Consider the following 22,374-nt stretch of genomic DNA (forward strand, 5'->3'; position numbering starts at 1 on the left):
GCCACATGGTGGGAGAGTATGTCGTCGCCCTTCTTTTGAAAGCCTGATTACGCAAGTAGTCAGGCTTTTTTTTTGGAGATTGGAGAAGGGAAATGGGAGAAGAGTAGAATCTGCTGATAAACAAATCACGCAATTAAAAGAACATCTTCTTTGTATTGAAAATTTTACGCATTTCCCTTCTCTCATTTCTCATTTCCCTTCTCCATCCAAACAAACCGCACAAATATAAAAAAGCCGTTTAAATCAATTTAAACGGCTTTTTTATATTTTATATCTCTACGGTAGTAATACTGTAGTTACTACTTCAACAGGGTCGCTAGGGTGTAATTTAGGTACAATAGCATGATAAGTTACGAATTTAGGTCGTCCACCCCAGTTTTGTAAGAAATCTACATGGAGGGTATATTGGTTGTATCGACTTCGTGTGTATACATATTTTATGTCAGCTGTATTGGATTCTACCCAAAATTGACCAATGATTAAATCAAAGTTTCTAAAGTCGATTTCAACATTACATCCTTGTACTAGCTTTCTGTAGTCGTACGGATTGTTGATGATGACGAATTGATTTTCGTGAAGACTTGGTACATACAAATTGTCTTTGGTATTAAAGCATCCGTATTGTTCTAAGTTTTCTGTGCGAATGAATACATCTTGTTCGTAATCATCGCTAAAGGAGCAACCTGCAAAGAGTAGAATTGATCCTAGAATTAAACTGTATTTTTTGATCATAGCTTTTTATTTTAATTGTTGGGGAATCGTACAAACGGGTATGGGCTTTATTTTGTGTTGGTTGATTCGATTTAATCGAGTGTATATGGTAAAAACATCACGTGCTCTTCCTTGAAAGTCTTCGATTGTTTTGCCTTGTTCTGCTGCTAGCATCGCTACTTCTAATTCATCATAGGTTGCTCCTAATTGATCTTCATCTGTTCGGTCATCACCAAATAAACCATCTGTTGGTTTGGCTTGAATGATGCTATCAGGCACGTTTAAAAACTCACCAATTAAGCGAACTTGTGATTTTAATAGATCGGCAATGGGACTGATGTCTACACCGCCATCTCCGTATTTCGTAAAGAATCCTACGCCGAAGTCTTCGATTTTATTTCCTGTTCCTACAACGAGGTAACGATGAATTCCCGCATAGTAGTAGAGGGTTGTCATGCGCAATCTTGCTCTTGTGTTGGCTAGGGTTAAGGCTACCAATTGTTCATCCTCTGTAGTGGGTACTTGCTGGGTAAAAAGATCAAATGTTGAAGTTAAATCTGCAAGTGTACTAGTCACATTGGGATAGGTGGCTTTTAAAAAAGCAAGGTGCTCTTGTGCTCGATCAACTTGGGATGCCGCTTGGTGAATGGGCATTTCTACACAAAGTAAGGGCAGCCCCGTTTGCGCACAGAGCGTTGATGTTACCGCTGAATCAATACCTCCCGATATTCCGATGGTAAAACCTTTGATTCCACTCATTACGGCATAGTTCTTCAGCCAATCAACAATGTGACGGGTTACTGCTTCGGTTTGAAAGTTTTGATTCATCATAGAAAAATTGTGATTGAATTGTGGTTCTTCTTTTTATATTTGTAACGATCAGAAAAATATTAAGTATACTATGTTCAAAATTAGTAAAATATCTTTATCCTGCTTGTTGGTTTCTAGTTTTTTTGTTTGGGGTTGTGGGGATTCTAAAACGAAGTTAGATCATGAAGTAGAACAAATTCCGATGGAAGTTACGGTAGTGCGCTTTGATCAGGAGTTTTATACTGGAAAAGACGAAGATTTTCAGCAGTTGAAAGCTAAATATCCCTATATGTTTCCTGCGGGAGTTGCGGATGCAGATTGGCTAGGAAAAAAACAAGACACTATTTTTAAGGAGTTATACGAAGAAGTAAACAAATCGTATGCCGATCTCAAATCGCTACCTGAAGAGTTAAAGCATTTATTCCAGTATATCAAATACTATTATCCAGAGGAATCAGACCACAAAAAGATTATAACGGTTCTATCGGAAGTTGATGTAGCAGCCAAAGCGATTTATGCTGATACGTTAGCCTTAGTTAGTTTAGATACGTATTTAGGTAAGGATCATCATTTTTATAAAAGTTTTCCGAATTATACCCATTTGACGTTTGAGTCTTCTCAGATTTTGCCTGATATGGCAGAGAGTTTTATTGTTCAAAAATTACCTAAAACAATGGATCGTACGTTTTTAGGCGCTATGATTCAGAAAGGTAAATTAGTGTTTGCAAAAGAATTATTGTTGCCTAAAGTGCCCAAAGAGAACTTAATGACTTATAGTAAAGAACAGTTGGATTGGTGTTTAGCGAATGAATCACAGGTTTGGCGTTACTTTATCGACAATCAATTGTTGTTTGATACGGATGTTAAATTAAGCGCTCGTTTTATTGATCCTGCACCTTTTAGCAAGTTTTATCTCGATATTGACGGCGAATCTCCAGGACGCGTAGGAGTTTGGTTGGGTTGGCAAATTGTTCGTTCATTTATGGAAAATAATAATGTAACTTTGCAGGAACTTTTTGCAATGAATGCGAAAGATATTTTCGAAAAATCAAAATATAAACCGAAGAAGTAATGAGTAAAAAGCACATTTCTGATATCAATATTAGAGTAGAATTAGATGAGAATCGCGTTCCAGATAAATTAACATGGACGGCTAAAGACGGCGGTGTTGATCGCGCAAAGTCTAAAGCGATGTTGTTATCTATTTGGGATCACGCAGCACAAGAAACCTTGCGTATTGATTTGTGGACTAAAGATATGCCAGTGGATGAGATGAAGAAGTTTTTTCATCAAACGTTGGTTGCTATGGCTGATACCTATGAACGCGCAACAGAAGACGAGAAAATGGCAGCAACAATGCGCGATTTCTGCGAGTATTTTGCAGAGAAAACAGAACTGTTAGACCAATAATAGAAAAGGGCAATTTTATCAGTAAAATCGCCCTTTTTATTTTTTATACTACCATGAGGTTGCAACCTCGAATATCAGCATGATCAAATCGCCCTAAAATTTCAAAGCTTCCGTCTTCGTATTTTTTACCTAGATCTTGTGTGGCAATGAAGGAACACGAATTGATATTGGCTAAATCAATCACATTGACTCCTCCTGCTTTTCCAAAGGTTTCAATACGTGTAAAAGGATCTTCTGGATCTCGAATAACAATATCCATCCACGTGGGACACTGAAAAATGCCATCGCCTAGGGAGTACGCCTGAGAAAGGAGTTCTGTCATGCCGTATTCGGAGTGGATTTTAGTTAGGCCGAACCCTTTACACAACAACTGGTGAAGCTCTTCGCGAATCATTTCCTTACGCTTTCCTTTCATCCCCCCTGTTTCCATAATAATGGTGTTGTTTAGCTCAAATTGATGTTGTTCAATGATGTCCAACAAAGCATAGGTTACGCCCAAAAGCAAAATATTTTTGCCTTGCTTGTCTAGTATTTCTAATTGGGTGATTAATTCGTCATAATTGTGTAAATAGAAACCACTTTCAGGGTGATTGGATTGCTTGATGAAATCATCTGCCATGTAAATAAGCGAAGATCCCTCTCGTTCTAGATAGGATGGCAATAGGGCTAAAACAACGTAATCTTCAATAGGACCATAGAAGTAAGAAAAGCCTTTTCTAAAACTTTCTTCATAGTACTTCAAATCCGTTACATGGTGTTTACTGGTACTTGTACCTGTGGTTCCACTACTGGTAAAAGTAGTTTGAATAGGGTGATTACTACTGAGCACTTCTTTGCTTTTAAAGAATTCAATAGGAAGAAATGGAATTTGATCGAGGCTTCGAACTTCCGTAGGCGTTTTTCGAATCAAGTCGCAAAATTGGCGATACACCGCATTGTTTTCATACTGATAACGATATACTTTCATCGCTATTTTATGAAATTCTTTTCGGGTCTGTATGCTAATGATATCTTCGGGTGTAAACACAATTCAATTATTTGCTACAAAAATACAATAAAAAAAGCATCATTGTTGAAATGATGCTTTAGATTTATCTGGGACTGATTGCTTACTTCACGATTAATTTACGCGTGGCAGAGGTATTATTTTCTCTTATTTTGATCATATAAATTCCTGCTGTAACGCTATTGGGTAAAATTAATTCTTTTGTATTGATACTTGTGGAAAATATTTTTTTTCCTACCACATTGTAGATCTCAATTTCTTTTGATTCATTTGTTTTTGTTTCTATTGTAATCTTCCCGTTAATAGTGGCGGGGTTTGGATAAATAGAAAGACCTTCAATTGTTTTCACAACTGTTGCTTTTTGGGACACACTCGTCGCACTAACCTGAGCATAGCCCAAAGTAGTTAGGAGTAATAAAATTCCAAGAAAGAAAAGTTTATAAAAGTAATTTTTAGTCATTCAAATGAAATTAATACTATAAAAGTAATCAATATTTCTTATATGATAAAAAAAATATTTGCTTTTTTAGGGCAAATATTTTTTCTTAACATAAATTATTGACTTATTGTTGGATTTAATTTAACTAAATTAAATTCTTATAGTCCTAAAGTCCAACCTTTTGTCCATTCTGGTGCATTTACACCGCTTCCTGCTCCTTGGTTGTCTCCTTCAGCAAATACGGCGTTTACATCTACTGCTTCACCAGCTGTATTTTTACCTTTGGCTTTTTCAGTAACATCAATTAATTTCACATTACTTACTAATAATGATCCATCTCCAACATTGGCGATTGTTTCATCGTGCTCTACGTCAAAGGCTAATTTCCAACCACTCAACACCACATTATTCATTTTTCCTTTTGTTCCTTCACGAAGTTTCATTGCTGTACCTTCTCCTTTTTTCGCAGCGATTAAGGTAATACCGTCAATCGTTGGGTTTGAATAAGGTTCTGCTGTTCTCGTTTTAGCATTGTTATCTGCTTCAAATCCTTTATCTGCTGTTCCACTTTGTTTAGAGAACCAGAATTTGTTTTCTTGTCCGTTCCAACCTTCTGTCCAGTCAAATTGATCATCGTCATTGTGTGTAGATACTAAGTATTGTGCACTTACTGTACCTCCAAACCACTCAAATCCATCATCAGAACCTTCGTGCGCTTGTACGTATTCAATTTTTGTTCCGCTTCCTACTCCGAATAAAGATAATCCATTGAATTCTTTTTCGCTGTTAAAGTTCGCTCCAGCATATTCAATTCTCAAATAACGGATAGATCCTGAATTGTCATTAGCAACGTCCCCACCATAGGTTAAATCTGATACTTCAGCTGTTGCTGTTTTTGCTTTGTTGATCGGTGCTTTACCACATACAACTAAACCGCCCCAGCTTCCTCTTGTTTTCTCCAAAGCAGTCATAACAACTGGATTAGTATTGGTTCCTTTGACGAAAATTTGTCCGCCTTGTGCAACTGCAATATAAGAAGATGTTCCACCTGTACCGATAATTTCAACTCCTTCTTCAATGTTTAACGTTGCTCCATCTTCAACAACTAATTTTGTTGATAAGTTATACTTCTTATTTTTTTCTAAGGTTAGTGTTTGCCCTTTTTTTAGTGTTTGCCCAATGTTTTCCGTTGGATCTGGACCTCCTCCATTGTTGTTGTTTGAATTGTCGTCTGATGAACAGCTAACGAATAATACTGATGCTAATGCAATGGATAACCCTGATTTGAATAATCTTTTCATAAAGTAATTGTGTTATTTTATTTTAACTGATACAAAGATTGTGTACTAAAATGAACTGATGGTTAGGGCTTTGTCATAGAATTGTTATGATACAAAGGATGAATATTAATGAATTGTTATGAAGGTGGAAAATTGAATTTTATGCTTTCTTCTCATTTGTTCATGCGGTAATTGATCAATTGAGAATTACGTATACAAAATAAACTAAAACTCTTTATTGCTTAGTATATTCACCTGTTTTGCACTCTACTTCTCCTTTTTAGCTTGTTTTTCATCTAATTTAGTGAAAATAAGTGAAAGAAAAGAGGCGTGTTTTTGAAGAATAAGTCGTGTTTTTTGAGGTAAATGTCTAAAAAAACAGCGTGTGTAGTTTTATTGTGTAGGGTGTTTATGACCACAGATGAACGACTTCTTTTTATACGCATTTTAGTTTCCCAGTTAAAAATCCTTTTATGAAAGATAGTCGTTCACCCGATTTGGGTTCAATACAACATGAAGCTGTGTTTTTTGATGCGCATCAATCCGTTAAGCCTATAGCAGAAATAGGTTCGCAGTATAGAGCAGGAGTTCCCCCTCTTGTTGATGTACGATTAGTAGTCAATGAAAAAGAGGTGCGATATTATACCCATTTTGAACTAAAACAGAGTACTCAAACCCACCATTCCTTTGCCGTTTCGTTGCGTTACGATGCATTGGAAGGAGAGGAAACGTACCGGATGGAAGAGGTGCAGAAATTATTGGGTACTCGTTTGGTCGCCTCCTTGCGATATAAGAATTTACCCGATCAAACCCTGCGTCATTTTGTTGGAGTTATCACTGCTGTTCACTTTAACCAAGCATATGGAAGTCGGGGTGATATTGTGCTCAAAGGACATAGTCCTACTTTTTTACTTGATCAGGCCCCACATATTCAAAGCTTTGGCGGTAATCATCCCGTGTCTTTGTACACCCTAGTGCAACAATTACTAGATCAGGGCTATCACCAACAGGGACGTTATCAATCAAAGATTAGTCCTTCTAAGACTTGTGATTTTTCTTATATGTGCCAGTATAATGAAACGGCGTATAATTTTCTTGCGCGGATGGCTGCAGCAGTTGGTGAATCCTTTTTTTATGATGGTGAAACGCTACACTTTGGCAAAATACCGGTACAAGCTAAATCGATCCTCCTAGTCTACGGACGCGATGTGGGTCAAGTCGATATTCGCTTACAAGGGCGTCATGTTAATCGTATGTTTTATGGATACAATAGCTTGACAGATGAGAAACTCAGTGCAGTCACATCCAGTCCACTTGAATTAAAAGGTAGCCTTGCAAAATCGTCCTATTACCAATCAAGAGAGACTTTTTCCAGCCCGTCGTTACAGCATGTTTCTTGGAATGCCTCCTCCCATCAAGATTTAGTACAAGTCCAACAAAGTGTTGAGGGAAGTACGGGAATGGAAGTTTTTGTTGTTAAGGGAAGTACGGTGTATCCTTTTTTGTATCCAGGGTGTGTGATTGAATTGAATATGTTGCAACCAAACGAAAAAACAAGCAGTTATTTTACAACCTTGATTATTACGGATATCCAGCATACCGTTGATGCACTGGGGCAGTATACAGGAACATTCGAAGCAGTAGATGCCCAGATGAATTATTTGCCTTCTCTCTTATATGAAGCTCCTGTAGCGAATCCGCAACTTGCCACTGTGATAAGTAATACTGATCCCCTAAAGAAAGGACGGGTTCAAGTGCAGTTTGATTGGCAGCAAACTGATCAGCGTACTGCCTTTATTCAAGTGATGACGCCTAATGCGGGGAGTAGTACAACGTTGGACACAAATCGTGGGATGGTGTTTATTCCTGAAGTAGGGGATCAGGTCATGGTGGGATTTGTTGGAGATCATCCCGATTGTCCTTTTGTTTTAGGTAGTTTGTTTCACGGAAAAAACGGTGCTGGTGGAGGTGTAGAAAATGAGGTGAAGAGCGTAACAACACGCAGTGGACATACACTCAAGTTTACTGATGATCAGAAGATCGAACTCTACGATGTAGTGGGAAATCACTTGACATTGGACACAAAATCAAAAAACATGCTGCTCACCGCTCCTGAAAGTATCGTGCTAAGTGCTAAAAATATTCAATTGCAAGCAAGTGAGAATATTACTGCTTGGGCTAAACAAGACATTCATATCGAAGCAGAAAAAGATATGGTTATCACCGCTGGTAATGATTACAACTTAGCCGCACGTAATGCACACAGTGCGATCGTATATCGCACGATTTACACAACCAAAGCGTACTTCCTCAGTAGTGAGTCAGGTCGCATAGAAGCCACAACCGCTAATCTGCAACTAGCCTCCAGTAATGAAGTAGAAACAATTAGCAATAAAAAAGTGAAATTATTGTAAAGGCAGTTCGCTGTTTAAAAATCAAAATGTTATGAAAAACCAAACCACAAGGCGTGCTGAAAAGACTTCAAGAATGGATCACCTAGAGGATGATAGGCAGCAAGATTCAGCAGATTTGCCTCTTTCAGAATATGTCGTTTGTAGTGGAGCTCAATGTAGTTGTACGGGCAATCCCGCTATTTTTCCATCGCTTTCTATTACGACGCATAAAAAATATTATGGCAATGCGGTTGATAAGTTAATTGCAACAATTGAAGATACTCAATTTGTAGAAGGGACGTCGCCTTTTAAGACGTGTTTGCATAAAGAAGGGTATGATAAAACATGCGTCTATCAACCTCTTGGATCATGGCGTGTCAAACAAAATGAATATTTCCCTCTGGTGGGTGGACGGGAAATACTCACGGAAACAGGACTGCTTTCTTGCGCACTAGGTGGGACGATAGGGATTCATTCCCATGGACAAGTAATCACGGTATCAGAGGATACTCCTCAAGAAGAGCCTCCATGCAAAGAAACCGAAGACGGTAAGGAAGAATCGCAAGTTGTTGATGTAGTCACTAGGAAAGGCGAATTACCAGAACCTTTAACCTATGTATCTACGGTTGAGCGCATGATCTTGTCTAACCAAGAAGATTTGCATTGGGGCGCTGTTGAGGGAGAAAATAAACAGGCTTTACGCATTTGCAAAGGGGAGGAATTGATTTTTACTGCTACAGCTCCCGTTGGAGAGGAGGCCAACTATATTAGCTGGAGCGTGACGGAACTAATTGCAGGTGCAACAACTGCTGAGATGCTGCGAAAAGGAGAGACGGTGCGAATTTCATCGGATTCAGAGATTGCGCGTTATGTGGTTCATCCCACAACTCATCGGGCATTTAGTTGGGAACCCACGAAATCAGGCATTTATTTACTTTCGGCAGCTAGTAAACCCAAAGAAGGAGAAGTAAAAACGTATTATCAAGCGTTTTATTACTATGTAGAGGTCGTCGATGAGGCTACGGTATTGTCACTTGATTTGGGTATGGATGCAGCAGATCCTTTGGTTGTTGGGAATCAGGTTGTGTTAAGGCTGCACAGCGATGTTCAACTAGCTCCCGCTCAAGTAAAGCAACTGCGGATTAAAGTAAGTGCTAAGGATTTACCTCCTGAAGTAGATACAGCGGTTATTTTTACTGATGAAGGGGCTTTTACCTTTGTGCAAAAAGGCACGATCCTAGAGGCAACGTTTACTTGTATGAATGCCAATACGTATCAAGTGACGGTTGAACAGCAGTTCGCTCCAGTTGCAAGAATTCCTCCTCAATATTTTCAGGTGATGGCCAATAGCGTCAATTCTATTTCTCCACAAGTTGAATGTGTTCGCGTGGGGAGTCGTATCACCTTCACAGCTGTCCTTAAAAATAAATATGCAGTGAATCCTACTCTTGTACGATGGTGCATCCAAACCCCCACACAGCCAAAGTTTCAAGAGCACTTCAGCCGAGGTCTTTCGGTTGTGTTTTCTTTTCCGCAGGAGGGAACCTATGTCATCGAATGTGTATATGGTAGATTGTGGTGGGGAAAGCGCGTTCAGCATTGTGTTCAAGTGGTTTCGAATGTCGTAACAGGAATTGCCCTGACGCCTAGTACACCAGATGATAATACAAAGGCGAACGGCTATCGGGTTTATCGCAATGACATCGTTTCCCTGATGATTGGAACGGCGATTGGCTATCAACCGCCAACGCAAGAAGAAGGCTATATCAAGGCTGAAATAGAAGAGAAACCAGGGCTATTTCAAACTATTCTTCATGCAATTTTTCCTCCAGTTCATCCCGCCTCGCTTTCGATTCATTCCAATACAGATTCAACCCTTAGTTGGACATTGAATTATATCAAAGGACCAAAGAAGAAAAAGGGCTTTGGGTTATCTGTGTATGCGGATGATGCTCAGGAAAAAGAGGCCATTCAGCAAGATCTACAAGAGATTCAGGTCGATAGACTACCCGAAACGATGGACCATCAGACTTTGGATGGCATTCGCATCTGCGCTATCCAGACGCCAACGGATGGCGTGGTGCTGCATACCAACCGGAATCGACTAGCTATTCAATTGGAGGAAGTGGGGATTTATCGATTGGCAATCTTACTCAACGGCAAAACAACAACGTATGAATTGGAATGTGTGGATGGAAAAGTCAGACGCTGGGAATTTGTTGATGCCTTGGGACAACAGGTGAATGACTTGAGTTTTAATGAAGATTTTTCCATCTCAGCCGAGATAGCAGGATTTGAAAATAAAGCGGTGTCTATTGCATATTGGTACGATTATCGCAACAGGCAAAAAGAGGTGTTGGAGTTGTATCGAGATACAGTGTCGTTTGATCGGGATGGAAAATGTACGCATAGCATCAAAAAACAATCTGATTTTTGGAAGACATTTGCCCGACATGTACCGGAAGGAAAAGGAGACTCTTATGCGGTGTTTTTTACTTTTTCGGAAGAGGTGGGATTAGCTAATGTCAAACGCGAGTTGTTTGAAGGAAAACCAGAATTGTTTGGTCATATTTTTCCGTTGGATACGCATCAGACCTATGCTGCTATTAACAAAGACTTTCACTTCGAGGTATTTTTTACTACAGCAGATCACCGTCGATTGATTAAGCCGATTTGCTATAAAGAGCCTGTGTTGATTGAGATTAAGCGTATCGTAGGTCGTTATAGTGACCAAGAACTTCTTCCAACGCAATTGACGTTGAATTTATATGAAAATACGAATCAAAGTTTTTTTAGGCTCGATTTTAGCGATCGTTTGGCAACAACGATGCCTATCGCTTTTCCAAAAGAGAAGCAGGTGATGTATCAACCGCTTGATACCGGTGATGATACTATTTACAAAGGAATAACGCATCAGCAAGATATCGGATCTGTTTTCGTTCCTCGCGTATTCTATTTGGAGCTTTTGTATGACAAACAAACCGTAGCAGAGCTCTATTATAAAGGATCAACGTATATCAAAATGACTCCTACAGCGGAATTGTTTCCGATGGGATATGAACGCAATGCTGCGAATGATCATCTGTTGAAACATCCCCTCAAGTCGGAAAAGGAAAAAGGAGTGAATCTGTCTGAAACTCAGCAACGCATTCAAGAAAACCGCAAGCGAATTGAAACGTATAAGAAAGACAACAAATTCGGTCAGCTGTATTTGAATCAGCTCAAATTGGTACAGGAGTTTGTATTTAGCGAAACATTTAAGGAACACCGTATTCCGATTGTGGTGGAGCGTAGACCAACAACTAAACAGGAAGTTGTGCCTGATTCCCATTCCGATTGTCCAAGATGCAAGGCCCCAGTAACAAGCGCCCAATTAATCCAACTATTTCCAGGGTCAGATGCGGTTGTTCTGGAAGCCATCGCCAAAGCTTATACGGATTATATGGCTGTTTTTGAGATGAATACCTGTTGGAACAAAGCGCATTTTTTTGCACAAGTTTTTGCAGAATCGGGAAGTCCCTTAAAAATTAGAAAAGAGAACCTTGATTATTCAGCTTTACTATTGGAAACAGGTAATGAACGAAAAAAGGGAAATACATGGGTAAAAGGAAATACCGTTAATAAAATTGGAGGATACTACACAGATGGAAACTATCGCTCTCAACCTGTACGATTAAATAATTTTTTCCAAAATAAGGAGAATTCTAGCAAGTATGGAAGAAAAGATTTAAATGCTCCTAATGACAGCGGTATACAAGCTGCGAATCAAAAAATGATTGCCAATTTGTTTTATGGAGGACGGTTTGGAAATGATAAGAATGAACCTGGAGGTGAAGGTTGGAAATTTAGAGGACGAGGCTATATTCAAATTACGTTTAGAGCCAGTTATGAACAAGCAAATAAATATACAACCAAACTGTTAGGTGTTGAGGTGTTAACGGAAGAAGGTGCCGATAAAGTAGGAACAGACCCTGAAGTGGCTATGGTGGCAAGTATGGCCTATTGGGCTTGGAGTGATAAAAAAGCAAATCACTATAGTAATTTAGAATGGGATGCCGATGAGGTATCAAAAAAAATTGGAAATAATGTTGCCTATGCAGAAAAGAAAAAAGTTTTTCAAGAGAAAACATCAAAGGTGTTTGAGGTTGATACCTGCAACTTTAGCTACTTTCCCGATTATGGAGATGGCGTTTTGGAAATGATGAAGCGCTATGTAGAAAAAGGATGGCCCTATAATCAAGAAGGATCACGGATAGGAATAAAGTATAAGGATATTTATGAAGCAGATTGCTCGGAAGTTGTGGCCCTGTATTTATATCATTTAGGTGTCGTCCAAGAACCCATACAACTACATACCGGTGTCATGACTACGGAAAAAGATTTTCAAAAAGCCATTGGCAATACCAATATTGAGCACATTGTAGGGAGTGAAAAATCAGATTTCATCCCAGAACGAGGAGATATATTTGTTTGGAGATATAATGGAGAAGGACATACAGGTATTGTATATGCCTATGATCAAGTCAAAAAAAATGTTACCATACTAGAAGCTATAGGCAAAAGCGGTAGTCAAGATGATAAATTCTATCTGAAGCAATTAGGGATAGATGCTCCTTCAAAAGAAGAGATTTTATCATTTGCTAAAAAAACTCGATTAGCCTATTATCCGCTAAATGGAAAAGCATTGCAAGCACACAAGGGTTGGAAAGGCTATTTCCGTCCCAAAGGGTATATTAAAAAATTATAAGAATACATAATGAAAAAAGAAATACATATGCTATTAATTATGGTTCTGAGTTTATGGAGCTGTAAAGAGCAGCATAAAGAAAAAAGAGCGATAATAAATCAAGTAGAAATTAAAAAAAAACATTGGTGGGAACTTCCGCAATATGTAGATGAAACAGATAGTAAAGAATTTATGGAACTGAGAACAAAAGAAAATCAAGCTAAAATAAAAAAATTATGGGATGCATTTGACCGGCTAGAAAAGTCGGACTATACTGAAGCCTATCTAACTTTAGAGGAAATCAATATTACCAACGAACTCAATTATATTTCTTTAAAATCAAGCGGATTCCAATTCCCAAATGAAGAAATATTTGCACAAGGAATAAAAAGAATTTTTAACGTAGATATATATGCTGATCACACAAATAATCCAAGAATTGTACAAAAGGATGGTTTTTTAATTCTATGTTCAAAAATTTACCCATCTAAGTATAACAAAATAGTGCCGACCATTGCGTTTGCATCTACGGGTTTTGTTTTTGATTTGAAAAGAAGATTTTTAACTGAAATAAGTATGATCAATGGATATATAGAAGAAAAAATAGATGACTATGGTGAAAATTACAGTATATACGCAGATCGTAAATTTCCCTTAACTGATAACAATTATATATTTTACACTAATAATGTGACATTAAACAAGGTCTATCATTCATATCTTCCTAAGCGATTAATAGTAGATGTAGGATACGAAGACTTTCCTTCAACGTATGATGATGTTTACAAGAGAATTCAAATCAAATGCATGGAAGAATACAAAAAAATGAGTAACCTATCTCGCGAAGGCTGGGATTACCGCATGTACGATCGTTTGTTTTTTTGTCGCGGATTTGATGGAAAGCTGATTGTCAAGAAAAAGATGCTCGCTGCAGCTGTAGAATTAGCCAAAGAAGACGAGGCCTATATTCGCGTGCCGTTGGACTACTATTTCATTCAAATGACAACAAAGTATATTCCTAATGAATATGCCGCAGAGTACAGCGAAGTAGACAATTACTTCACCCAACGAGAACCCTACTATACTCCGGAAGAACGAGCTATGATTTGGGTATATACTTCCCTTTTAGAATTGCATGTTGTAGAAAAATACGCGAGTACTATCGAATATGACTTTATTATTTTAGCCCAGCAATATCCTGAATTATATGAAGTAGCCAAAGAACACAACTTCTTTGGAGAAGATATGTCTGAAGTGTTGTCGTATTTGTAAGTAGTGAATAGTGTACAGAACGCTTCTATTCTAATGCTAAAATAGAGTGTTTTTTTCTCCTATTAACGGGAGAACCTATGGTTATGGAAAAGGAGAGAGAAACAATCCTGACAATTGGTTTGCTACGTATTCGTTGTATTTAAATGTCGCTTTAGATGATGGTGAATTAATAGCTGAGATAAAACGGAACAATTACTACAACCATGCAGGTATTAAAAAAGCCTTTACGGATGCGATGGACTTCTATGGCCTTCAATAGACATGTAAGGAACTATAGCGAGTTTTTAGTTTGAAATAGCAAGCAAAAATAGGCATAGCTTTTATAGTACTGGAATTATGTTATTATTAAGGACATCTCAAAGTGCAAAATGCATCAAGAGAAAAGACAATGTGTTCAATTCGCTAAAATAGCAGAAGAACAGAACTACTTTGGCGAAGATATGTCAATGGTCTTGAATATACTTGATAGAAACAACGGCTGGTGATAGGTTTTATTTTGTTGGTATGGAAAAATAGAATCGGCGTAGCCTAGATATTACATAAAAAAAGCCTGCTTCATGCAGGCTTTTTGAGTGAACAGAATCTTCTGTTTAGAAGGTATATTTGAATCCTAAGCTAAAGTTTTGTCCTAGTTTGTACGATTGTACTAAAACATCTTTGGTCAGGTTTTCTTGTTTTCTCTCAATTGCTGGATCTAGTAAGTTTCTCGCGTTAAAACTCATTCCAAAATTCTTCGTAAAGTCGTATTTAAACGTGAAATCTAAGAATCCAAAGGCTTTATCTACTAAGTTTCCGCTTTCTTCTGTTCCCAAAGAGTATAGCTTATCAGAGAAGTGTGCATAAGAAACGGTAGCCATTAATTTTTGGTCATTTGCCCATTCTTTGATGTAGGAGATATCTGCATTTAATAATAGATCCGATGCTCCAGTGAAACTAGCGTTGTCATGGGTAAACGAAGTGCTTAAATACTTGTTTTCGTTATTTACCTTTTCATTGTCTAATTTTTGATACGTTTTCATGATGGAAGCATTTAAACCTCCTGTAATCTTGTTGGTTTGTGCATCGTCAAAGCTGAATAAGTTTTTGCGTACTTCAATCTCTATTCCTGCAGCATACCCATAATCTCCTGTATTGGCATAGGTAATGTCATTGGAAGAAGATGCTGATACAATTTCGTTGATTGGATTTTTGATGTATTTTCCAAAAACAGTAGCTGAAATCACCTCGTCTGTTTGAGGGAAATATTCCCATTTTAAATCAACATTGTAGTCATCTGAAGCATATAAATCAGGGTTACCTACTTTAATTTCCGTTACATCTTCGTAGATGAAACGCGCTCTTTCTTTAAACTGAGGTAGAGTGTAGGTTTTGGACAAAGCAAAACGCAAGTTATTGTTGTCGTTTACTTCATACTTTAATGATAAACTCGGTAAGAACGCATTTTTAGTAAACTTGTTATTTGTTTTATTCGCATCCAATTGGGTTTGCCAAGAGACATCTTGCGAAATAGTTTCAAAACGCGCGCCGATTGAACCTGAAAGTTTAGGTGTTAAGCGGTATTCAACATTAACAAAACCAGCGTGAATCAATAGATCTCCATCATAGGTTTGCGGTAAAAGTGCATTAGGTGTTCCCGATCCCCCTCTAAAGGTGTAAATATCGAAATAACCTTGAGCAAAATTCGACTGGTTGAAGAAGTTGTCTAATGCGTTAGGGTTGATATTGTTGTTGTAATCGCTGTTTATTTGGAATACAAACTGTGTGGCTTTGAAGTTTCTTTCTTTTTTTCTGAAGTTGTATCCAACCGTTAATTTACCATCGTATAGATTTTCTTCATTTTGAGCGAATTTATAATCAGCAGCAATATTCGCAGCGAGTTCGTTTTCTTTTAAATCTTCAAAATAGCGGTTGTTGTCTGATCTAGAGTTAATCGAAAAGGCATAGCTGTCACTGTCTTTGAGTTTGTTTAACGTATATTGTTGTCTATCGGGAGTTTGAGCCGATATGTTGTTGAACGCTGCTCCCCAGTTAACATCGATTTGGTCCGTTACTTTGTGGTTTCCTAATAATTGGTTTACCATTAAGCGATCCTGACGATAAGTTTGCCTATTTACATAAGTGAAATCGGAATTATCCAGTGTGATATCTCGCATATATCCTGTATAATCCTCGTTTTTCTCTTTTGAATCATTAACAAACAAGAAGTTATATTTGATGGAGTTTGACGCATTGATATCAAAATGAGCATTTAACATAGCTGTTGTATTGGTGCTATATTCGTATGCATCTAAGTTGAGGTCTTTGGTAAATGAGTTTTGCGCTTGAGCGGTTCTTGTAATTCCCTCTTTGTGTTTGAAGTTATTGCCAAAAGAAGCTGTTGCAAATAGGTGTAGGGCAGATTCAGTACCAAAGAAGAACGACTTTCCTGTATTGATGTTTAATCCAGCACCCCATGGACTACGTGTATCGGTTTGTGTAGAGTTTTTGAAGTTGTACTCCTTGAGCGCATTACCTGGTAGTTTGGTATCCGAAAAACCAAGGTAGCTACGATCAGATAGGGTTTTGAAGTTATCTTGTTTTAATGCATTGGTGTTGACATTAGTACTTACTCCCACTTCAACATAACCTTCTCCAGCGTGATTTTTTGATCTAATATCAATATTCCCCCCTGCGAAGTCTCCGTAATTTCGAGCAAAATACGTTTTGTCAATGGCAATATATTCTACAATATCAGTGGAAAAAATATTTAAGTCAATATTTTTCTTTTCTGGATCATTTGATGCTAAGGGCAATCCATTTAGTAAGGTGCTGTTGTATCGATCTCCTAATCCACGAACAAAAATAGTTCCTGTACCTTCTTGTTTTGCAACTCCTGTTGTTTTGGCAACAGCACTTGCAACATCACTTACACCTTTTCTTGAAAGTTCTTGTGAACCAATATGTTGTTTCATTTCTACCGAACGTTGTTGTTCGATTAATAAGGTCGCTTCTCGCGATTTTGATCGGGTGGCTTGTACAACAACACCTTCTAATTGTACACTTTCTGAAATTAAGTCAATGGTTACTTCTACCGTTTGGTTTGGTTTAACCACGATGGTTTGATCTGTTGAGGTATATCCCACGTAGTGAAAAGTCAATACTTGTGTTCCTTCGGGTACTTCTATGGTAAATAAACCATCTAAATCCGTATTTACCCCTTGTGTTGTTCCTTTGATACTAACAGAAGCAAATGCTAAAGGTTCTTTGGTTGCGGAATCTTGTAAAAGTCCCTTAATAGTTCCATTAGATGCTCCAACTATCTGGCTAATAAATAATAGAGCGAATAGTAACTTTGATTTCATAATTCTTATTTTATTTAAGCTAGTGCAAAGAACTAGCGCAAATATGTCTTATGTGTTATCGGTACTTTAACACATTTTACACTAAACGTTATTAAATAGTTATCACATTAAATAATTGTAAACTTTACTTAACATAATGTATTATCTTTATCTTTGAACTGATTTAAAACACACACATACAAAGGATGAAAAATTCAGACATTAAAGTCTTATTGGTTGATGATGAACAAGATATCATTGAAATCATCAGTTATAATTTGGAGAAAGAAGGGTATCAAGTGAGTACAGCACGAAATGGGAAAGAGGCAATAGAAAAAGCGAAAAAAGAGCTTCCTCATCTTATTATTTTGGATGTTATGATGCCTGAAATGGATGGAATGGAAGCTTGTGAAAACATTCGTAAAATAGACAGTTTACAAAACGTTATTATTGCGTTTTTAACTGCAAGGGGGGAAGACTATTCTCAAGTTGCGGGGTTTGATGCTGGGGCTGATGATTATATCACCAAACCTGTAAAACCAAAAGTTTTAATGAGCAAGATTAAAGCGTTGTTGCGTCGTTTAAAAACTGTAGAAGAAACGGATAACGGAGATATTATTCAGATTGGCAATATCGAGATTAACCGAGATGAGTACAAAATTTTGATTGATGGCGTAGAATTGTCTTTACCGAGAAAAGAATTCGAATTGTTGTATTTATTGGCCTCAAAACCAGGAAAAGTATTTACAAGAGAGGAAATCTTAGACCGCGTTTGGGGGAATGAAGTGGTTGTTGGCGGAAGAACAATTGATGTGCACATCCGCAAATTAAGAGAAAAAGTAGGCGATGATTGTTTTAAGACAATTAAAGGAGTAGGCTATAAATTAGATATGTAGTTGAATGTCCATACGCTTTAAGAAATCCTACAAATTTGCTGTTAAATCAGCCTTATTAATAACAATTTGTTCCCTTGTTATTACCTTGCCCTTTGTCTTTTTAGTTAAGGATGGAATAGGGATGCTTTTAGTTATTCACACTATATTGGTTTATTTCGCTTCTTTTTTTGTGATTCAGTATCGCGTAGAACACTTTATTTACCGTAGAATCAAAAAAATTTACGACAAAGTGTCGTTATTAGAGCACACTGATCTTCGTGCAAGTGCCGTTACAACGGATATGAAAACGCTAACTGAAGAAATTGAAAAGTTTGCGACCAATAAAAAAATTGAGATTGAGTCTTTACAAGTTCGAGAAGAATATAGACGAGAGTTTTTAGGCAATATCTCTCACGAATTAAAGACGCCTTTGTTTATGATTCAGAGCTACCTCGAAACCTTGAGCGATGGTGCAATTGATGATCTCGAAGTACGCGATCGTTATTTAGAACGCGCAGAACAAGGCGTAGATCGCTTGATCTATATTGTACAAGATTTGGATATGATAGCCAAATTAGAATCGGGAGATCTACACCTTAATATTGTTGAATTTGATTTGGTTGAGACCATTCAAAATGCCTTTGATTTTTTGGAGTATAAAGCAAAAAAGAAAAATATTTCCCTACTTTTTGACATGGGCTATAAAAAGCCAATTTATGTGGTAGGCGATAAAGAACGCATTGGACAAGTGATTACCAATTTGGTTGAGAACTCCATTAAATACGGCAAGGAAAAAGGAACGACAGAAGTAAGCATTGAAAACTTAGTGAAAAACAAATTGATTGTGCGTATTACGGACAATGGTTTGGGGATTCGAAAGGAGCATATTCCGCGTTTATTTGAGCGTTTTTACCGCATTGATAAGAGCGGAGCACGCAGTGTGGGCGGTTCGGGCTTAGGTCTGTCTATTGTCAAACATATTGTCGAAGCACACGATGAACATATTTATGTGGAAAGTAGCTATGGATACGGTTCGGAGTTTTCATTTACTTTAGAAAAAGCAATCGAAGTGTCCACAGAAAACGCAAGTTAATTTGTGTTCCCTATAAAAAGGTTTTACTTTCGTTATATTTATTTAATTTTGCGTCGAATTTAAACGAATAACCCTGTGGGAAGTAAAAACAAGTTAAAGCGATTTAGAGAAAACGAAACGTTCGGTAATGTTTTCCAACCATCAAGAGAAGAAATGATTGCTAAATTGCCTCAAAAAGGCAAATGGGCATCGGAAGTATTTAAAAACAATAACCCTATTGTTTTAGAACTAGGCTGTGGAAAAGGAGAATATACAGTAGAATTAGCTCGTCGTTATCCCAATACAAACTTCATTGGTATCGATATCAAAGGCGCTCGTTTTTGGAGAGGTGCTAAAACAGCAGTTGAGGAGGGGTTAACCAATGTTGCCTTTTTGCGTACCCAGATTGAATTGATCGAATTTGCCTTTGAACAAGGGGAAGTGAGTGAAATCTGGATTACCTTCCCAGATCCACAAATAAAATACAAGCGCACCAAACACCGTTTGACTAATACGGAGTTTTTACAACGTTATAAAAATATCTTGACTGTTGATGGGGTAGTGAATCTAAAGACGGACAGTGAATTCATGCACGGCTACACTTTAGGTTTATTGCATGGAGAAGGACATGAAGTGATTTATGCCAATCACCACGTGTATAAAAATGAAGGGGCTCCATCGGTAGTAACTGAAATTCAAACATTTTATGAATCACAGTATTTAGAACAGAATAAGGCCATTACTTATATTCAATTCAGAGTTAAATAACGGATGGATCATTATTTTATCTTATTAATTATCGGCTTTTTAGCAGCAGTGATTGGTGTTTCCCTTCCGGGCTTACTCAATATGACTGCTGTTAAAGTAGCTCAAGAAAGAGGGCGACCAGCTTCTATTATGTATATTGCAGGGGCACTATCCGTTATTTTTGTGCAAACCTATGTCGCTATATTTTTCGCTAAATTAATTGATTCAAGCCCTTTTATTACTGAAATTCTACATGAAATAGGCTTGGTAATTTTCGGATCCTTAACGCTCTATTTTTTAGTGTTTGCCAAGCGAAAGAAAAAAGAAGAAAATGAAGAGGTTAAACGCTTGAAGAACCCCTATATCTATGGTGCACTTCTAGCTTTGATCAATGTATTTTCTATTCCCTATTACGTTTTTCTCAGTGTGACTTTAGCGTCCTATCACTACCCTATTTTTGAGTGGTTGTATACTGTAATCTTTTCTATTGGTGTGGTTTTAGGTTCTGGCTTGATGTTTTACGCCTATATATCGGTGTTTAGGAAAGTGGCCAATGAAAACGCTTTTCTATTGAGAAACATCAACTATGTGATTGGTTCAATAACGGGAATTATTTGTTTGATTACGCTTTATAAATTATTTCGTTAGTGACAGATTCAGCTAATTTTTTTGAACGAGTATATGCTGTGGTACGCGAGATACCAGAAGGTAGAGTAACCACGTATGGCGCTATAGCCAAAGCGATTGGAGCACCTCGTTCAGCAAGAATGGTGGGGTATGCAATGAACGCCTCTCATTTTGATGATTCTGTCCCTGCTCATCGCGTGGTTAATCGGCTAGGTATGCTCAGTGGAAAACATCATTTCGATGGAACTAATCTAATGCAACAATTACTAGAAAATGAAGGAGTAATCATTAAGGATAATCAAGTGCAAAACTTCAATTCACTCCTTTGGATTCCCGCTGTTCAATTCTAAATTAGACGATAGGAAAATTGATACTAAAATACGTCAGTTCTTCTTTTCGGTTAAATGTCAAATAACCGTTGTGCATTTCAACGATGTTCTTCGATAATGGTAAGCCAATTCCTGCACCATCTTCGCGTGTGGTATAAAAAGGGATGAAAATCTTGGGTTTTATTTCTTCTGGAATACCTTTGCCATTGTCAATAATATCAATCCACAAGCGATTGTTGCGTTCAAATAAGTGAACGGTAATCTTTTTTTCTTCTAGATTTTTTACTGCGTAAATAGCATTGGTCAATACGTTGATGAAGACTTGTTCCATTTGCTTAGCATCCCAATAGAGTGACACCTGTGTTTCAATGGTCGTGTGTAATGTAATGTTGTACTGCTGGCAAATCGGTTTGAGTATTGCCAAGCTGTTGGAGAGTATTTCTGCGCTGTTTACCCAGGCTTTTTGAGGGCTTGGGAGCATGGTTAACTTGCGGTAGTTGTCGATGAATTGACGCAAGTGATTTGTGCGATTGGCAATGGTCTGTATGCTTAGTTTTAAATCGTCCATATCATCTGCTGTTAATGACTCTTCTTCTTCTAATACTTCCAGCGTATTATGCGCTAAGGAATGGATAGGAGTCAAAGAATTCATAATCTCATGTGAGATAACTTTCATCAAATTCTCCCACGTATCTTTTTCTTTTTTATCCAATACTTTCTGAATGGAATCGAGCAAAACAATATAAAACTCTTGATTCTGACTCATTGTTATGGACGTTTGTAGGATAAAGGTTTGTTTTTCCTCTCCTTCTATCCGCATATCCAATGAGTTTTTAGACTCTTTAAATTCCAACTGTTCCAGGTATTGTGTTAGGTTTGGAAGTAAACGCGCAAGGTTATTCCACGATTTTACTTTGGGAATATCAAATAGTTTAGCAAAATAGTCATTGATTAAAAAGATATTCCATGTTTCTTTATCGCGTTCAAAGATGATAATACCCGTTTCTAAATTGTTCAAAATGTTGAGGTAGACCAATTCCTTTACTTCATTTTGTTCCTGTTCATTTTGCAGCTTCTGATACAGAGTTTGCAAGTTGTGAAAGGTTTCATTGGCCTGTTTTTTATTGGATTTCAGAGAGAAATCATTGTAGATCATTGCCAGTACCAATCGGTCAATAATACTGTAGTATTTGCGTTGATAGTTATATAGTTCAAGTAAACAGCCGATCACGACGAGAATCGAAATGAAAGCCGTGTAGGTGTACTGTTGTACAAACAACCAAACAGCAGTCAGTGATAAACCGAGGATGAGCAAGATGCGCATAAAAACTTTGAAGTGAAACGACAGCATAGGGTG

General features: G+C 37.6%; 19 protein-coding genes. 12 read left to right on the forward strand and 7 right to left on the reverse strand.

The window, feature by feature from the left end:
- Nucleotides 1–229, forward strand: a 229-nt coding sequence (locus ACPDHL_RS12465) for a hypothetical protein (protein ID WP_430533086.1), incomplete at its 5' end; no start/stop codon positions are given.
- A gap of 47 nt (nucleotides 230–276) precedes the next feature.
- On the opposite strand, the gene ACPDHL_RS12470 is transcribed toward ACPDHL_RS12465, so the two are convergent.
- Both ACPDHL_RS12470 and nadE read right to left on the reverse strand, forming a co-directional pair.
- Nucleotides 277–732: a hypothetical protein gene (locus ACPDHL_RS12470; protein ID WP_430533087.1), complete on the reverse strand. Its 456-nt coding sequence runs from the start codon at nucleotides 730–732 to the stop codon at nucleotides 277–279.
- Nucleotides 733–738: 6 nt separating this feature from the next.
- Nucleotides 739–1,542 (reverse strand): NAD(+) synthase, encoded by an 804-nt coding sequence (gene nadE / locus ACPDHL_RS12475; RefSeq protein ID WP_430533088.1) that lies wholly within the window; start codon nucleotides 1,540–1,542, stop codon nucleotides 739–741.
- A gap of 70 nt (nucleotides 1,543–1,612) precedes the next feature.
- Here nadE and gldB point away from each other — a divergent pair, with 70 nt between their 5' ends.
- Nucleotides 1,613–2,593 (forward strand): gliding motility lipoprotein GldB, encoded by a 981-nt coding sequence (gene gldB, locus ACPDHL_RS12480; RefSeq protein WP_430533089.1) that lies wholly within the window; start codon nucleotides 1,613–1,615, stop codon nucleotides 2,591–2,593.
- Nucleotides 2,593–2,931, forward strand: coding sequence for a gliding motility protein GldC (gldC, locus tag ACPDHL_RS12485; RefSeq protein WP_430533090.1), 339 nt, complete (start codon nucleotides 2,593–2,595; stop codon nucleotides 2,929–2,931). The genes gldB and gldC overlap by 1 nt, the downstream gene beginning before the upstream one ends.
- Before the next feature lie 43 nt (nucleotides 2,932–2,974).
- Here gldC and ACPDHL_RS12490 read toward each other — a convergent pair whose 3' ends face one another.
- From ACPDHL_RS12490 to ACPDHL_RS12500, 3 genes are all read right to left on the reverse strand, one after another.
- Complete coding sequence (locus tag ACPDHL_RS12490; RefSeq protein WP_430533091.1) at nucleotides 2,975–3,958, reverse strand: acyl transferase; 984 nt, start codon at nucleotides 3,956–3,958, stop codon at nucleotides 2,975–2,977.
- An 82-nt stretch (nucleotides 3,959–4,040) separates the two neighbouring features.
- A complete protein-coding gene (locus ACPDHL_RS12495; RefSeq protein WP_430533092.1) occupies nucleotides 4,041–4,286 on the reverse strand; it encodes a T9SS type A sorting domain-containing protein in 246 nt (81 codons plus the stop codon).
- A gap of 248 nt (nucleotides 4,287–4,534) precedes the next feature.
- The gene (locus tag ACPDHL_RS12500) at nucleotides 4,535–5,677 is read right to left on the reverse strand and encodes a hypothetical protein (RefSeq protein ID WP_430533093.1); all 1,143 of its coding nucleotides are present in this window, start codon (nucleotides 5,675–5,677) and stop codon (nucleotides 4,535–4,537) included.
- A 452-nt stretch (nucleotides 5,678–6,129) separates the two neighbouring features.
- Between ACPDHL_RS12500 and ACPDHL_RS12505 the strand changes: the two genes are divergently transcribed.
- The 4 genes from ACPDHL_RS12505 to ACPDHL_RS12520 are packed head-to-tail and all read left to right on the forward strand — an operon-like array spanning nucleotide 6,130 to nucleotide 14,306.
- Nucleotides 6,130–8,070, forward strand: coding sequence for a type VI secretion system Vgr family protein (locus tag ACPDHL_RS12505; RefSeq protein ID WP_430533094.1), 1,941 nt, complete (start codon nucleotides 6,130–6,132; stop codon nucleotides 8,068–8,070).
- A gap of 31 nt (nucleotides 8,071–8,101) precedes the next feature.
- The gene (locus ACPDHL_RS12510; protein WP_430533095.1) at nucleotides 8,102–12,796 is read left to right on the forward strand and encodes a PAAR-like protein; all 4,695 of its coding nucleotides are present in this window, start codon (nucleotides 8,102–8,104) and stop codon (nucleotides 12,794–12,796) included.
- Nucleotides 12,797–12,805: 9 nt separating this feature from the next.
- Nucleotides 12,806–14,047 (forward strand): hypothetical protein, encoded by a 1,242-nt coding sequence (locus ACPDHL_RS12515; RefSeq protein WP_430533096.1) that lies wholly within the window; start codon nucleotides 12,806–12,808, stop codon nucleotides 14,045–14,047.
- 46 nt (nucleotides 14,048–14,093) lie between these two features.
- Nucleotides 14,094–14,306: a hypothetical protein gene (locus tag ACPDHL_RS12520; protein WP_430533097.1), complete on the forward strand. Its 213-nt coding sequence runs from the start codon at nucleotides 14,094–14,096 to the stop codon at nucleotides 14,304–14,306.
- A gap of 331 nt (nucleotides 14,307–14,637) precedes the next feature.
- On the opposite strand, the gene ACPDHL_RS12525 is transcribed toward ACPDHL_RS12520, so the two are convergent.
- Nucleotides 14,638–17,388, reverse strand: a complete 2,751-nt coding sequence (locus ACPDHL_RS12525; protein WP_430533098.1) for a TonB-dependent receptor domain-containing protein — start codon at nucleotides 17,386–17,388, stop codon at nucleotides 14,638–14,640.
- A 185-nt stretch (nucleotides 17,389–17,573) separates the two neighbouring features.
- Between ACPDHL_RS12525 and ACPDHL_RS12530 the strand changes: the two genes are divergently transcribed.
- The 5 genes from ACPDHL_RS12530 to ACPDHL_RS12550 all read left to right on the forward strand — a co-directional run bounded on the left by ACPDHL_RS12530 (nucleotide 17,574) and on the right by ACPDHL_RS12550 (nucleotide 21,038).
- A complete protein-coding gene (locus tag ACPDHL_RS12530) occupies nucleotides 17,574–18,263 on the forward strand; it encodes a response regulator transcription factor (protein ID WP_430533099.1) in 690 nt (229 codons plus the stop codon).
- Nucleotides 18,264–18,267: 4 nt separating this feature from the next.
- Nucleotides 18,268–19,335 carry a sensor histidine kinase gene (locus tag ACPDHL_RS12535; RefSeq protein WP_430533100.1) on the forward strand — a complete coding sequence of 356 codons (1,068 nt, stop codon included), beginning with the start codon at nucleotides 18,268–18,270 and terminating at the stop codon, nucleotides 19,333–19,335.
- Between the two features lie 75 nt (nucleotides 19,336–19,410).
- The gene (gene trmB / locus ACPDHL_RS12540) at nucleotides 19,411–20,082 is read left to right on the forward strand and encodes a tRNA (guanosine(46)-N7)-methyltransferase TrmB (RefSeq protein ID WP_430533101.1); all 672 of its coding nucleotides are present in this window, start codon (nucleotides 19,411–19,413) and stop codon (nucleotides 20,080–20,082) included.
- 3 nt (nucleotides 20,083–20,085) lie between these two features.
- On the forward strand, nucleotides 20,086–20,709 hold the full coding sequence (locus ACPDHL_RS12545; RefSeq protein ID WP_430533102.1) for a LysE family transporter: 624 nt from the start codon (nucleotides 20,086–20,088) through the stop codon (nucleotides 20,707–20,709).
- Entirely contained in the window at nucleotides 20,709–21,038 is a 330-nt protein-coding gene (locus tag ACPDHL_RS12550; RefSeq protein ID WP_430533103.1) for an MGMT family protein, read from the forward strand. The genes ACPDHL_RS12545 and ACPDHL_RS12550 overlap by 1 nt, the downstream gene beginning before the upstream one ends.
- Before the next feature lies 1 nt (nucleotide 21,039).
- On the opposite strand, the gene ACPDHL_RS12555 is transcribed toward ACPDHL_RS12550, so the two are convergent.
- Entirely contained in the window at nucleotides 21,040–22,365 is a 1,326-nt protein-coding gene (locus ACPDHL_RS12555) for a sensor histidine kinase (RefSeq protein ID WP_430533122.1), read from the reverse strand.
- Between the last annotated feature and the right edge of the window lie 9 nt (nucleotides 22,366–22,374).

Source organism: Myroides sp. C15-4 (assembly GCF_050522745.1).
Classification (GTDB): Bacteria; Bacteroidota; Bacteroidia; order Flavobacteriales; family Flavobacteriaceae; genus Flavobacterium.

Bases quoted from the DNA above. Each gene is read 5' to 3' on its own strand.
- ACPDHL_RS12470 (WP_430533087.1), bottom strand. From the start codon at position 732: ATGATCAAAAAATACAGTTTAATTCTAGGATCAATTCTACTCTTTGCA.
- nadE (WP_430533088.1), bottom strand. From the start codon at position 1,542: ATGATGAATCAAAACTTTCAAACCGAAGCAGTAACCCGTCACATTGTT.
- gldB (WP_430533089.1), top strand. From the start codon at position 1,613: ATGTTCAAAATTAGTAAAATATCTTTATCCTGCTTGTTGGTTTCTAGT.
- gldC (WP_430533090.1), top strand. From the start codon at position 2,593: ATGAGTAAAAAGCACATTTCTGATATCAATATTAGAGTAGAATTAGAT.
- ACPDHL_RS12500 (WP_430533093.1), bottom strand. From the start codon at position 5,677: ATGAAAAGATTATTCAAATCAGGGTTATCCATTGCATTAGCATCAGTA.
- ACPDHL_RS12505 (WP_430533094.1), top strand. From the start codon at position 6,130: ATGAAAGATAGTCGTTCACCCGATTTGGGTTCAATACAACATGAAGCT.
- ACPDHL_RS12510 (WP_430533095.1), top strand. From the start codon at position 8,102: ATGAAAAACCAAACCACAAGGCGTGCTGAAAAGACTTCAAGAATGGAT.
- ACPDHL_RS12515 (WP_430533096.1), top strand. From the start codon at position 12,806: ATGAAAAAAGAAATACATATGCTATTAATTATGGTTCTGAGTTTATGG.
- ACPDHL_RS12525 (WP_430533098.1), bottom strand. From the start codon at position 17,388: ATGAAATCAAAGTTACTATTCGCTCTATTATTTATTAGCCAGATAGTT.
- ACPDHL_RS12530 (WP_430533099.1), top strand. From the start codon at position 17,574: ATGAAAAATTCAGACATTAAAGTCTTATTGGTTGATGATGAACAAGAT.
- ACPDHL_RS12535 (WP_430533100.1), top strand. From the start codon at position 18,268: ATGTCCATACGCTTTAAGAAATCCTACAAATTTGCTGTTAAATCAGCC.
- ACPDHL_RS12545 (WP_430533102.1), top strand. From the start codon at position 20,086: ATGGATCATTATTTTATCTTATTAATTATCGGCTTTTTAGCAGCAGTG.